11 protein-coding genes and 1 tRNA gene are annotated in these 13,040 nt (G+C 37.7%); 6 read left to right on the top strand and 6 right to left on the bottom strand.

Annotation, left to right across the window (positions count from 1 at the left end; genetic code table 11):
* Positions 1-147 precede the first annotated feature (147 nt).
* The 3 genes from FYJ80_RS02605 to FYJ80_RS02595 form a co-directional block, all read right to left on the bottom strand.
* On the bottom strand, positions 148-1,281 hold the full coding sequence (locus FYJ80_RS02605; protein WP_206360930.1) for an RNA-guided endonuclease InsQ/TnpB family protein: 1,134 nt from the start codon (positions 1,279-1,281) through the stop codon (positions 148-150).
* A gap of 138 nt (positions 1,282-1,419) precedes the next feature.
* Entirely contained in the window at positions 1,420-2,922 is a 1,503-nt protein-coding gene (locus FYJ80_RS02600; protein WP_154424569.1) for a peptidylprolyl isomerase, read from the bottom strand.
* 96 nt (positions 2,923-3,018) lie between these two features.
* Positions 3,019-3,723 (bottom strand): hypothetical protein, encoded by a 705-nt coding sequence (locus tag FYJ80_RS02595; RefSeq protein WP_154424568.1) that lies wholly within the window; start codon positions 3,721-3,723, stop codon positions 3,019-3,021.
* A 76-nt stretch (positions 3,724-3,799) separates the two neighbouring features.
* Here FYJ80_RS02595 and FYJ80_RS02590 point away from each other — a divergent pair, with 76 nt between their 5' ends.
* The 3 genes from FYJ80_RS02590 (at position 3,800) to FYJ80_RS02580 (ending at position 8,195) form a co-directional block, all read left to right on the top strand.
* A complete protein-coding gene (locus FYJ80_RS02590; protein WP_154424567.1) occupies positions 3,800-4,594 on the top strand; it encodes a hypothetical protein in 795 nt (264 codons plus the stop codon).
* 99 nt (positions 4,595-4,693) lie between these two features.
* Complete coding sequence (gene topA / locus FYJ80_RS02585; protein ID WP_154424566.1) at positions 4,694-7,531, top strand: type I DNA topoisomerase; 2,838 nt, start codon at positions 4,694-4,696, stop codon at positions 7,529-7,531.
* Positions 7,532-7,595: 64 nt separating this feature from the next.
* Positions 7,596-8,195, top strand: coding sequence for a hypothetical protein (locus tag FYJ80_RS02580; protein WP_154424565.1), 600 nt, complete (start codon positions 7,596-7,598; stop codon positions 8,193-8,195).
* A gap of 43 nt (positions 8,196-8,238) precedes the next feature.
* On the opposite strand, the gene FYJ80_RS02575 is transcribed toward FYJ80_RS02580, so the two are convergent.
* The 3 genes from FYJ80_RS02575 to FYJ80_RS02565 form a co-directional block, all read right to left on the bottom strand.
* Positions 8,239-8,703, bottom strand: coding sequence for a Crp/Fnr family transcriptional regulator (locus tag FYJ80_RS02575; RefSeq protein WP_206360929.1), 465 nt, complete (start codon positions 8,701-8,703; stop codon positions 8,239-8,241).
* Positions 8,704-8,705: 2 nt separating this feature from the next.
* Positions 8,706-9,167, bottom strand: coding sequence for a Crp/Fnr family transcriptional regulator (locus tag FYJ80_RS02570; RefSeq protein WP_154424563.1), 462 nt, complete (start codon positions 9,165-9,167; stop codon positions 8,706-8,708).
* Positions 9,168-9,292: 125 nt separating this feature from the next.
* Positions 9,293-9,364, bottom strand: a tRNA-Val gene (locus FYJ80_RS02565).
* A 98-nt stretch (positions 9,365-9,462) separates the two neighbouring features.
* On the opposite strand from FYJ80_RS02565, the gene FYJ80_RS02560 reads away from it, so the two are divergent.
* Genes FYJ80_RS02560 through FYJ80_RS02550 form a run of 3 tightly spaced genes read left to right on the top strand, consistent with a single transcriptional unit; the run spans position 9,463 to position 13,017 of the window.
* Positions 9,463-9,759 carry a metal-sensing transcriptional repressor gene (locus FYJ80_RS02560; protein ID WP_328596710.1) on the top strand — a complete coding sequence of 99 codons (297 nt, stop codon included), beginning with the start codon at positions 9,463-9,465 and terminating at the stop codon, positions 9,757-9,759.
* A complete protein-coding gene (locus tag FYJ80_RS02555; protein WP_154424562.1) occupies positions 9,756-12,197 on the top strand; it encodes a heavy metal translocating P-type ATPase in 2,442 nt (813 codons plus the stop codon). The genes FYJ80_RS02560 and FYJ80_RS02555 overlap by 4 nt, the downstream gene beginning before the upstream one ends.
* 40 nt (positions 12,198-12,237) lie before the next feature.
* Positions 12,238-13,017, top strand: a complete 780-nt coding sequence (locus FYJ80_RS02550; RefSeq protein WP_154424561.1) for a sulfite exporter TauE/SafE family protein — start codon at positions 12,238-12,240, stop codon at positions 13,015-13,017.
* Positions 13,018-13,040 lie beyond the last annotated feature (23 nt).

The following is a 13,040-nucleotide window of genomic DNA, read 5'->3' as shown; positions in this document are numbered from 1 at the left end:
CTTCATTATATTTCGTTTTTACAGAAAGGTTGACGTACTCCCACGGACAAGCCCATGGGAATCTGGCCATGGTAACGACGGCTGCACCCCGAAGGACGTCTTACACCGTCTCTGGCCCGCGAGACCCGTCCGGCCTCGCCTTATGGTCTAGGCGTCCTTCGCCTGTTCCATTTGATTCATGATACGCTTTGCCTCAGCGAGTATGTTCACCGCAGCATTCATGTCCCTGTCGTGATACACCCCACATTCTGGGCAGGTCCACTCACGGACACTGAAGTCCTTGGTACCTTGCCACACATGTCCGCATGCGGAGCAGGTTTGGGACGACGGGTAGTACCGTCCAATCCTGATGACCCTGGTCCCGTACTTTCGGGCACACCACTCCAGGATTTCCACAAACTCCGAAAACGCATAGTCGTGTACCTTGCGTCCCCAGAGCCTCGCCATACCCTTGATATTAAGGTCTTCTATGGCTATGACGCCGTACCTTGAACAGAGTTCGTGGCTTAGCTTCCAGAACCAGTCCCTTCTCTTGTTGGCGATGTCCTGGTGCCTGCGGTACAGTGCCTTCAGTGCACGCTCGTATCCGTTGCTCCCCAGCACCTTACGGCTCAGGGCACGGCTAGCCTTGCGGATGCCTGCAACGCCTTGTCTGAAAAACTCCGGGGATCTGATCACACTGCCGTCAGACAGCGAAAGGAACATCTTGAGTCCGAAGTCCATGCCGACCTCACCGCGCCCGTCCCTGGTTTCAATCATGGTGGCGGGGCTGTCGGTGGTGACGTAGACGAAGAACTCTCCGAGTATGTTGCGCTTTACCGTTACGGTCTTGATTTTGATCCGTTCCAGGAGTCCGTCATAGGAGTCCCAGTATCTGTAGATGTGTCCGTTTATGCTGATACGTCCGCCAGTAATAAATCTGTATCCCGCCTGTTTGTAGGTGACGCTTTTGTACTTTTTGACCTTGCGACGACGGGGTGGCGAACATTTGACTCCCTTTTCCCTGTTAGTGAAAAACAGCCGGTACGCCCTGTATATCCTGTCGGTTATCTCCTGTACCGCCTGACTTCCCACATAACGCCAGTGGTGGTTTTCATCCGCGTTGCGAAGACCACGGAGCTGTTTCTGGAGTTCATATTTATCCAAAAGCTTCCCTGTTTCGGTATAGTGGTCCTGTATGATTGTCAGGGCCGTGTTGTATATGATCCCGGCGATATTTATCATATCACTAAGGTATCCGAAGTCATCGCTATTGTACAGTTTTACTGTCAGTGTCCGCATGACATCATTATAGCACATTTTATGGCATTACGCATTACCGCCTTTCATCTCACGGCCAAGGCGCGTGAGTTTTCTCGGCGGTTAATTTGTAAAAAAATGCGGGACCGAAATCCCGCATTTTATATCTTTGTTAATTACTTAGTTTGTTCCACCAAGGTTAAGAACCTTACTAAAGAGTGTATTTACAAAGTCATCTTCAAAGGCTGTATTGTTAAAGATTGCTGTCTGAAGATCCTGCTGCATTGAAAGAGAACCAATGTAATCATAGAAGGTAGGAACAGAGCTCTTAGTTGAGGATGAAACACTCTCATCACCAATCTTTGTAATGATATAATATGAACCAACCTTCTGAGGTGGTAATACATCACCTGTGTTACCTGTGTATAAGCTCTTTACATATGCTGTATCACTTGATGCACTTGAAAGAAGTCCTGCAGCATCTGTATATGCGAAGGAGCTCATGAAGGAGCTTGAGTTAGGGTTAACTGGTGTAGAAGAAACCTCATATACATCTAAGTCTGTGTAGATGAAATCTGGGTTTGCATAGAACTCATTAGCAGCTGCTTCTGCATATGGAGTAACTAAATCAGGATTTTCATTACCAATGTAGTTCTTTACAAAAGCGAGTGTAGTTGAGTCGGTAGCATCTGCCATTACAGGAGCTGAATCAACCTTGAAGAATGAGTAGCCATAGGATGTGTAATATGGACCTGCTAAGCTATCTACTGCTGTTGCGAAAATTGCATTAGCATTTTCCTCACTAGCTAGTGTGCTTGAAAGGTTATAGAAGAAAACATCACCAACCTTACCAGATTGAGTCTTGAAGGAGTCGATAGATTCATTAGCTGCATCAGCAAAAGTCTTTGTTCCAGCATTAATCTCATCCATAAGTGCCTTAGCTGCATCCTCTGTTGAAAGAGTAATCATTGAAAGACCAATCTTTGCAAAAGGCTGTGGATTTGCATTTAAGTATGCAATAGCTTCTTCATCTGGATAGTACTCTGAACCAAAAGCAACATATTCAAAGGTTCTACCTGTAGCTGCGATAGTTGCAACAAAATCCTTTTCCTTATCTGAGGAACGAACTGTGCTGTAGTCATTAGCTACTGTCATGCTAGGAATTGAAGCGTATACATTGTTGTAGATGGAATCTCTCTGAGCCTGAGTATAGCTATCATACTTTTCTTTATCGAAAGCACCCTCATCATTGCTGTAAATACCAGAATCTAAAAGATACTGATTTGCTGCATACTCAGTTGCCTGAATACCAGCCTTTTTAGCTTCCTGATTTAAAGCTGTCTGTAATACTGTGCTCTGATATGCTTGATACCAAACTGAATAGATATTTGACATATCAAGTGTTTCATATTGTGATGCAATAGAGCTTACTTGGTTGCCAAAGTAGTTACCAGGTTTATATTCAATTTTTTCACCATTGTATTTACCAAATACAATACTATCTTCTGTAAAAATAGCGCCAATACCAGTTGCAGGAAGTACGAATGTGATTGAGATTAAAATAAGGATAACCACACCAGCCCACCATGCAAGGCTCTTCTTTGATTTTTTTGCTGCGACTTTGTCTCCTGTGCTCTTCGCACCTTTTTTGAAGTCAAGATTCTTTTCTTCTGTGTCAGCCATTTTCTTTTTCCTTTTAGTTAATAGTGACACCTCTGTGTTGTCAGAGATACCATTATTGAAATTATCATTTTTGTTGTATAGGTGTCAACGAAATAATTAGACTTTCCAGCTTACATCAAACTTTAATGGAGAGCTTAGAAGTAAGAAATCAATTAGTCTAAAGGAATATCTAATTGAATTACTTGATGTCTTTTGAGCACCATTAACTGTTAATACATTGCCTGGAAGCTTTAAGTCTATAGTGATGTAGCTATTTTGAAGTGATTCAGGAGCCTCCTCACCAAGTGAGAATACTATCATGTCTAAGTAATCCTCTTCGCTGTAGCCAATATTATATTTTGCTAGGAAGACCTCAATATTAGGGTCTGCTAGGAAAGGAACAACTGCCTCAAGCTCTGTATAGTTGTTGATATCAACATAGAAGGATAGCTTTCCCTTTTCCTGCTTAATAATTGACTGATTTGAGTTTCCTGAAAGCTCAGCTGCAAGATTCTGAAATGATGAGTAATCAAAATAGAGTGTATAATCATTATTTGATGTCTTAACAGCCTGTACACCTGATGCACTATTTGATGATGCTAATTGGCTTGAAAAGGTAGAAATTGCGTTATCCATTATTGATTCATCTTTTTCAGGCAGGAACTCTGCAAAATCTGTTAAAACATCAATGAAATAATCTTCTACGTGAATATCTGTAAGGGAAGTACCACTTGTTTCTCTACTTATAGTAGAGACCTCTGTTACAGTACAGCTCATGAGTAGGGCTAAGGAACATGCTAGTACAAAAATAACTTTTTTCATAAGATAAAGCTTAACTGTTGTACTTTGAAAGAGCAAGTAAGGTTTTATATTTTTTGCCTAAAGAAGGGAATAATAAATGAAAAAGATTCTATTATTAATATTTTTTACATTCATCTCATTTAGTCTATTTGCAGGCCTTTCCTATGAGCTATACACAAACAATGTAAAGCTTAGTTGGGATAAGGTTGATAATGCTGTTTACTATGATATATATGTTGGAACAAAGCCTCTAGTAAGACTTACAAAGGGAGAGCTTACCTACACAGTAAAGAATTTAGATCAAAATAGTGATTATACAATTACTATGGGTGCTAGAGATGAAAATAATAATACACTCTATGCTGCTAAGGTCTCCTTTACTACACTTGATTATTCTGGCATTTATCGATTTGAAAATAGTAGTGAAGATGATAATGATGGTAAGCTAGATAGCTTAGAGTTCAAAGCTAGCTTAATAGAGGATGAAAGAGGACAGTATATGAGTATTAGCTATCCTATAGATGGCAAATATCTTCAATTCTTCCCATTTGAGCCCTTTAACGGCCCTTGGAATTGGATAAAGTTTAAATCTAATTTGGATATCGCTAAGGTTTATAAGGATATTTGCAGAAAGATTAATGTACTCGATATTACTCCTTCAGAGTTTCGACCTGATAATGTAAGCTTTACTACAGATACAGTAATCCTAGATATCACATCAAAGGCCTTTGGTATAAAGGTAAGTACAAAAACCGAGCTTTTATTTAAATCAGATGAAACAGGTACATATCTTATTTTTAAGACAGATGGTTCTGATTTAGCTAAAAAAGCACTTTATAAGAATAAAAGCTCCTCTGACCCATATGCTTTTAGGCTTGAAAAAGTGAATTAAAAAATTTTTATTACTATGTAATAACATATATTATAGAAATATTTTTGCTTGACAAATCAAAAATTGCGGGATTATTTTCTATGTTTAGCGGAGGCTTTTATGGAATTTGATCCTGCAAAGAAGACTCTTGTGATAGTAGAGTCTCCAACTAAAGCTAATACAATTAAGAAATATTTACCAAAGAATTATAGTGTTGTTGCAAGTAAGGGACACATTAGAGACCTTCCTTCTGACTCCTTAGGTGTTGATATAGAGGATGATTTTAAGCCTCACTATGTAATCACAGAGGGAAAAGAAAATCTTGTTAATGATATTAAGAAGAAGCTCGAAAAGAGTGAGCAGCTTTTACTCGCAACCGATGAGGACCGTGAGGGGGAATCAATATCATGGCACTTAATGGAGATATTAAAGCCTCAGGTTCCAACTAAGAGAATGGTATTCCATGAGATCACAAAGAAGGCTGTCACTGAGGCTCTTTCCAAGGGAAGAGATTTAGATATTGCCTTAGTAAGAGCTCAAGAGGATAGAAGAATTGTTGACCGTCTATATGGCTATGAGGTTTCTCCTGTTCTATGGAAGAGGTTATCAAATAAAAAGCTATCAGCTGGTAGAGTTCAATCTGTCGGCTTAAGATTCTTAGTTGACAGAGAAAATGAGCGTTTAGCATATGTTCCCTCTGTATACTTTGATGTAAAGGCAATCCTTGAAACTAGTGATAAAAAAAGCTTCGAAGCAACTCTAGAGGAGTATAAGGAAAAGAAGGTAGCTACCAGTAAGGATTTTGATTCAACAACTGGTGAGTTTAACGGGAAAACACTCCTCCTTGATAAAAAGCTTTCTGAAGAAGTAAAGGAGCTTTGCCAAAATAATCCATTTATTGTTGAGAATGTAATTCATAAATCAAGTAAGTATTCTCCACTTCCACCATTTACAACCTCTACAATGCAGCAGGTTGCTAATAGAAGGCTTAGACTTTCAAGTAAGGAGACAATGAGAATAGCTCAGGCTCTATTTGAAAATGGTTTTATCACATACATGAGAACAGATAGTGTAAACCTATCTGATGAGTGTATTGCTCTTGCTCGAGAACAAATTAAGAGTGATTACGGTAGTGAATATCTTTCAAGTAGAGAGAGAAGATTTGAAAATAAGAGTAAGAATGCTCAAGAGGCCCATGAGGCTATTAGACCTGCTGGAGATGTATTCCGTCGTCCAAGTGAAAGTGGCTTAAAGGGTAAGGAGCTAGCTCTTTATACCTTAATTTATCAAAGAACACTTGCAACACAAATGAGTGAGGCAATAAAGAGTACTACTACAGTTAAAATTAAGTGTGAGGATGCTAAGTTTACTGCCTCTGGTACATCTGTAGTATTTGCTGGTTACTTAAAGGTTTATGGAAGTGACCAGGATGAGGATGAGAAGGAAAGTACAATACCTAGCATTAGCGCTGGAGATGAAGAGAAGCTAATTAGTATCAGTGAAAAGGAGCATACTACTCAGCCACCTGCTCGCTATAATGAGGCATCTCTTATTAAAAAGCTTGAAGAGAAGGGAATAGGGCGTCCAAGTACATATGCAACTATTATCTCAACTCTATTAGATAGAGGCTATGCAATTGAAAAGGATAGAAGCTTAATACCATCCTTTACAGGCTTTGCTGTTAATGGTCTTATGAATGAATCCTTTAGTGATCTAGTCGATTATTCCTATACCTCTGAAATGGAGGATGAGCTCGATAAGATCGCTTCTGGAGAGGGTAATGCATCTAAGTACCTTAATGACTTTTATTATGGTAAGAAAAATGTAAAGGGCTTAAATTCTTTAGTACAGGCTGCAAGAAATGACCATTACGATGCTAAGTCTTTAAAATTCCCCCATTTATCGGGAAGGGTAGAGCTAGATGAAGCTATTAATTATCAGATAAAGGTTGGACCTTATGGTGCTTATCTTCTTCTTGATAAAAAGAAGGATGATGGTAAGGCTATAATGATTAATCTCCCTGATACTCTTTGTCCAGGAACATTAAATAATGATGATATTGCTTCTTTAGTTAAGAGTACTCTTTATCCTGATCAAGACAATAACTCAAATGCTACTCAGCTTAAAAGTAGTCGTAGAGGTCAATATTGGCAGCGTGGTGATAAAACCTGTAATGTTCCAAAGGGAAAAAAGAGTGCTGAAAGCTATAGTGAAGAGGAAATTGATTTCTATTTCTCACTTCCTAAGGTTATTGCTCACGACGAGGAAGGTAATGATATTGTTATAAATAATGGCCCATATGGAGGGTATATCACCTATAAAAATGCCAATTATAAGGTTTTTGGGCCATTAACTGAATTAACAGCAGAGAAGGCATTGTCTCTTGTTAGTAGAGATGGAGCTTCCTCTAAGGGCGTTGAGTACTCAGCATATGATGGTAAGGCTGTTTCTATTAAGAAGGGAAGATTTGGTTCATATCTAAAGTGGGGTAGTGAAAATATTGCTCTTACTAAGGATGAAAAGCAGAAAAGCAGTGAGCTAACTCAGGCTGAGGTTGAAGAAATAATTAAGCGTCACTTAGAGCGTAATAGTAAGGTCTCTGATGTTAATTCTCGTGGTCTTTATGAGGGAAAGGCTATAGAGGTTTTAAAGGGTAGATTTGGTTACTACATTAAATGTGGTGATAAGAACTACAGAATGAGTAAGGAGGAGCAGGAAAAAGCCGATAATCTTTCAGCTGATGAGCTTGTTGCTATTATCAAAAGAGATGAGGAGCGTAATCTTCCTCTAAAGGACTTTGGTACCTTTGAGGGACTTCCTTTAAGAGTTCTAAATGGAAGATATGGTGCTTATTTAAAGTGGGGGGACAAGAATATTGCTCTTTCAACAAAGTATAAGAAGGATCTTTCTTTATTAGGTGAGGATGAGGCTAAGGAGCTTGCTCGCGCTAAGCAGTGATAAAGGCACTCATTTTACCTATAAAAAAGATATATTTTATGGCATTATACCCCAGGAGGCGATAATGAAGCGTTTTATTACTATTCTTTTAATTGTGTTATCAATTTTCCTAATCTCTTCTTGTCAGAGTACTAAGGTTATTGAGACAACCTCTTCAGCATGGCTTGAAGAGCATATGGATGATGGCTTTGTAACTGGAAAGACAGATTATGTGATCTCAGCAATGATGGTTAACGAGCCATATGATACATATAATTTCTTAGAGCTTACTGACTACCATGTAGAGGATGATGGTGTTTCTGTAGTTTTAAAGGGAACTCTTGGGGAGGAGTGGGTTACTAAGCTTTCTAAGGTATTAAAGTCATATACTAAGGAAGATGGTATTGCTCTTAGTGAGAGTGATTTATTAGATAACAAGGGTACCTTTATTCCTGTTAGAGCTAAAGCAACTCCAGATGCTAACTTTGCATTCTTTGTTCCTAAGAATGTAATAGTTGAGGTTCAAACTGCTTGGGGTGATGTGCTTTATACAAATAAGTCAGATACAGACCATGGTGATGGAGACTACCTAGTTTGTAATAATGACAACGGAAAGCCTGATTTATCAGATATATGGGTAGTAAATGGTGCAGTCTTTGAGACGACCTACAATTTAAATAAATAAAAGTAAAGGGCGAATGCTTAATAGTATTCGCCTTTTCTAATATTTAGCCTTTAGCTCTTCTATCTTCTGCTGCTAGAGTTTTCATTTTTTCAATTAAAGCCTTATCAACACTCTTTTTACTTTCCTTCTCCTCTAGATAAGTAGCAACTACCTTACATGCTTTTACTAGCTTTTGTGACTGAGCTCTAATTCTCGAGCTTAAGCTCTCCATAATTATAATCATCTTATTTTGGTTTTCTTTTATATATGAAGGAAAGGATTCTTTATCTACTATTGTGACTATAGTTTCATCGGCAGCTACAGCAGTCATTGTGCGTGGCTTACTTTCTATAACGCCAAGCTCTCCAAAGACCTTTCCCTCTCTAGCAATACTAATAAGCTTTTCACCTTCTTTTTTGTAATCAAGATAGAGATAGACAGATCCATATTTTATAAAGAAGATTTCATTAGCAGCTTCACCTTGTCTATATATAATATTTCCCTTTTTATATTTAGCCTCTCTAACCATGTTTACTCCTTGCTCCATTTACTAATGTTGATAATCTTCGATAAGCGCTTCAAAAAGGATTCATCTCTAGTACTCTTTTTCTCTTCGTTTAAATATTCATCAATAGTTAGATAAACCTCATGTAGGCTATCACCAATTTCTCTTAGTCTTGAGCTCATTTGGTTAAGAATTATCATGTATTCATCTGGTCTTTCAGATAGGTATGAACCAAATTCATCGCCACTAATTCTTTCTAATATAACGTCATCGTTAGCTATTATTGAGGCAGAACGAGGTATAGCTTCAATTAAATCAAGCTGACCAAAATAATCACCTTCCTTTTGCTCCTTAAGTAGCATCTCAGAGTCCTTTTTATAATTTGCATATACAAGGACAGAGCCTTTAAGAATATGGTACATCGCCATCTCAAAGCTTCCTTCAAGATAAACTACTTCTCCCTTTTTATAATTAACAATTGTGGACATATTCCTTCCCTTTTAAGCTAATATTATCATATAGCTAGGATAAATCTAATTAAAAATACATTCTTTATAGGAAGTAGTGTAAAAATTAAAAGCTATCTCCTAGTTGGAAATAGCTCTATTTGTTGTGGGCGATATAGGGTTTGAACCTATGACTTCCACCACGTCAAGGTGGCACTCTCCCGCTGAGTTAATCGCCCAAATGCTCTATATATTTAGCATAACATATTTTTTTGTTCAATAGGTTGACAGTTAGAAAATATATACATATTATTAATATACCCCTAGGAGGTATATTGTGCAGTGTTGTTGTAAGCATAAAAATATTGAGAGAAGTGAAAGTGAAAAGAAAGATCTTATTACTCGGTTAAATAGAGTTGAAGGTCAGATTAGAGGAATAAAGAAGATGGTTGAGGAAAATATCTATTGTAATGATATTTTAATCCAAACAAGTGCAGCTACTGCTGCTTTAAATGCCTTTAATAGAGAATTATTAAAGCAGCATCTATCCTCCTGTGTTAAGGAGGAGCTCGAAAAGGGTAATGATGAGGTTATAGCTGAGCTAGTAAAAACCTTAGAGAAGATGATGAAATGAAAAGAGAATTTGATGTTTTCGGTATGAGCTGTGCTGCCTGCTCAGCTAGTGTTGAGAAGGCAGTTAAGAATGTTAAGGGCTGTGAAAATGTTAGTGTTAGCCTTCTTACTAACTCTATGAGCTTAGAGGGTAGTGCAAGCGATGAGGATATTATTAAAGCAGTTGAAAAAGCTGGATATAGTGCTCAGGTAAAGGGCGCGAAGGTAGAAGAAAAGCAAGCTAATGGAGAAAATGTTCAAAAGAGACTTATTATCTCTGTAATATTGCTTGTAATACACCTGTATATATCTATGGGTGCAATGGTAGGTCTACCTGTTGGAATTTTCTCAAACCATAGCTTAAATGCTACTGTTCAGCTTACATTATCGATGCTAATAATGATGCTTAATAGGAAATTCTTTATTTCTGGCACAAAAGCACTTTTAAGGAAGTCTCCTAATATGGATACATTAGTTTCTTTGGGAGCATCTGCAGCATTTATTTATAGCTATGTTGCTATGTCACTTATGTTCCTTTATCCAGAGCATGCACATAAGTATTACCATGAATTGTATTATGAAGCTGTATCAACAATTTTAACTCTTATTACAGTTGGAAAGACCTTAGAGGAAAGGAGTAAGAGAAAGACTACAGATGCTATTGATGCGCTCTTAAAGCTAGCTCCAGAGAAGGCTGTAGTAGAAAGAGATGGTAAGGAAGTAACTGTAGATGTAAAGGATATTAGAGTTGATGATATCTTTATCCTCTACCCAGGCTCACATGTACCAGTTGATGGAGTTATTATCTCTGGTTCAGGTAGCTTTGATGAATCATCGATCACAGGTGAAAGTGTCCCAGTTGATAAGAGTGTAGGTCAAAATGTTATTGCTGGCTGTATCAATGTTGAGTCAAATATTAAGGCTAGAGCAACTAGAGTTGGAGAGGATACTACATTAAGTAAGATAATAAAGCTTGTAAATGAAGCCGCCTCCTCAAAGGCTCCAATCAGTAGAGTTGCAGACAAGGTCTCAAGTATCTTTGTCCCAAGTGTAATTGTAATAGCACTAATTACATTTATCACTCATTTACTTCTTAATGCAGAGCTTTCATATGCGCTATCAAGAGCTGTTGCTGTATTAGTAATTAGTTGCCCATGTGCACTTGGTCTTGCAACACCTGTTGCTATAATGGTTGCATCGGGAAAGGGCGCTAAGAATGGTATTTTATTTAAGGACGCTGCAGTAATTGAGAATACTAGTAGAGCAGGTACTATTGTCTTTGATAAAACAGGTACAGTTACAACTGGTAAGATGAAGGTAGTTGATGAAATATCCTTTGATGATAGCTTCCTAAGCTATGCTTATACACTTGAAAGTAAGAGTGAGCACCCTTTAGCAAAGGCTGTATGCAATTATGCAATTGAAAAGAATACAGCACTACTTAATGCTGAAGGCTTTAAGGCATTGCTTGGAAATGGTGTTGAAGCAACAATAGATGGCTCCACAGTATATGGTGGCTCTGTTAAGTTTATCTCAACAAAGCTAGAGCTTGAGAGCGGAGTTTTAGCTCAGTGCGACAAACTATCAGAGGAGGGTAAGACACCTTTATTATTTATCAAGGCTAATAAGCTTTTAGGTATTATAGCTATCTCAGATACAATTCGAGATGATAGTAAGAGTGCAATTGCAGAGCTAAAGAATATGGGGCTTAGAACTGTTTTATTAACAGGGGACAATGAGAAAACAGCTAATGCAATTAATAGAATTGTAAAATTTGATGAAGTAATTAGTGGTGTACTGCCAGATGAAAAGGAAGCTTATATTAGGTCCTTCCAAAGAGATGGCAAGGTAATAATGGTTGGTGATGGAATTAATGACTCTCCAGCCCTTATGAGAGCTGATATTGGAATGGCTGTATCAGGTGGTACCGATGCTGCTATTGGATCTGCATCTATAGTCCTTATGGGTGATACAGTATCAACTGCGGTATCGGCAATAAGACTATCACGTAGCACCTTAAAGGTAATAAAGGAAAACCTATTCTGGGCATTTATCTATAACCTAATTGGAATTCCTCTAGCTGCAGGTATTTTTACACCAATTTTTGGATGGTCCTTAAATCCGATGTTTGCATCACTTGCGATGAGTCTCTCATCATTTTGTGTAGTAACTAATGCCCTAAGAATTAATATGTTTAATTTAAAGGACTCAAGAAAAGATAAAAAATATAAATTTAGTAAGGAGAAGAAGATGGAAAAAATATTACATATTGAAGGTATGATGTGTGGTCACTGCGAAAAAAGAGTTAAAAAGGCTCTTGAAAATGTTGATGGTGTAGCTGTAGCTAATGTTAGCCACACAGCTGGTACTGCTGTTGTAACATTAAACAAAGAGGTTAGTAATGAGACCTTAAAGAAGGCTGTTGAGGACCAGGATTACTCAGTTACAAAGATTGACTAAAAGTTGACGATATTATTTTCGATGCTTATTTTATTGATTTATGAATACAATAGGCATGATATTAGTAACATTTTTAGCAGGTATAGGCGCTGGCCTTGGAACAGGCTTTGCTGGCATGAGTGCGGCAGCTGTAATTACTCCAATGCTAGTAACCTTTTTAAAGCTCGATCCATATCAAGCAGTAGGAATAGCACTTGCATCTGATGTCTTAGCATCAGCTGTAAGTGCTTTTACATATTATAAAAATAAAAATATTGATATCAAAAACGGAGTATTAATGATGCTCTTTGTACTACTATTTACTTTAGTAGGTAGCTACGTATCCTCTAAGGTAGAGAGCAATACTATGGGTAACTTCTCTGTTTTTATGACAATGCTTCTTGGTATAAAGTTTATCATTAAGCCTGTAATGACTACCAAAGAAAAAATGGGTGAGGTACCACAAAGTAAGAGAATTATACAAAGTATTATTAGTGGAATAATAATTGGCTTTATCTGTGGCTTTGTCGGTGCAGGTGGTGGCATGATGATGCTTTTAATATTAACCTCTGTACTTGGATATGAGTTAAAGACTGCAGTTGGTACAAGTGTATTTATTATGACCTTTACAGCCTTAACTGGCTCAATTAGTCACTTTGCACTATCAAGCATACCTAATTTATATGTGCTATCACTCTGTATTATATTTACTCTCTTATTTGCTAGAATTGCTGCTGTAATTGCAAATAAGGTCGACGCAAAGCTATTAAATCGATTAACAGGTGTAGTTCTATTAATCTTAGGTATAGTAGTAATTGGCTTTAATATTATTGTCGCATAGTGATAGAGGTATTATATTACTTA

The organism is Bullifex porci, assembly GCF_009695635.1.
GTDB classification, from domain to species: Bacteria; Spirochaetota; Spirochaetia; order Sphaerochaetales; family Sphaerochaetaceae; genus Bullifex; species Bullifex porci.
The sequence above is the reverse complement of the archived record's forward strand: the minus strand, read 5'-3'. Positions and strand labels throughout refer to the sequence as shown.

Bases quoted from the DNA above. Each gene is read 5' to 3' on its own strand.
- FYJ80_RS02605 (WP_206360930.1), bottom strand. From the start codon at position 1,281: ATGCGGACACTGACAGTAAAACTGTACAATAGCGATGACTTCGGATAC.
- FYJ80_RS02600 (WP_154424569.1), bottom strand. From the start codon at position 2,922: ATGGCTGACACAGAAGAAAAGAATCTTGACTTCAAAAAAGGTGCGAAG.
- FYJ80_RS02595 (WP_154424568.1), bottom strand. From the start codon at position 3,723: ATGAAAAAAGTTATTTTTGTACTAGCATGTTCCTTAGCCCTACTCATG.
- FYJ80_RS02590 (WP_154424567.1), top strand. From the start codon at position 3,800: ATGAAAAAGATTCTATTATTAATATTTTTTACATTCATCTCATTTAGT.
- topA (WP_154424566.1), top strand. From the start codon at position 4,694: ATGGAATTTGATCCTGCAAAGAAGACTCTTGTGATAGTAGAGTCTCCA.
- FYJ80_RS02580 (WP_154424565.1), top strand. From the start codon at position 7,596: ATGAAGCGTTTTATTACTATTCTTTTAATTGTGTTATCAATTTTCCTA.
- FYJ80_RS02575 (WP_206360929.1), bottom strand. From the start codon at position 8,703: ATGGTTAGAGAGGCTAAATATAAAAAGGGAAATATTATATATAGACAA.
- FYJ80_RS02570 (WP_154424563.1), bottom strand. From the start codon at position 9,167: ATGTCCACAATTGTTAATTATAAAAAGGGAGAAGTAGTTTATCTTGAA.
- FYJ80_RS02555 (WP_154424562.1), top strand. From the start codon at position 9,756: ATGAAAAGAGAATTTGATGTTTTCGGTATGAGCTGTGCTGCCTGCTCA.
- FYJ80_RS02550 (WP_154424561.1), top strand. From the start codon at position 12,238: ATGAATACAATAGGCATGATATTAGTAACATTTTTAGCAGGTATAGGC.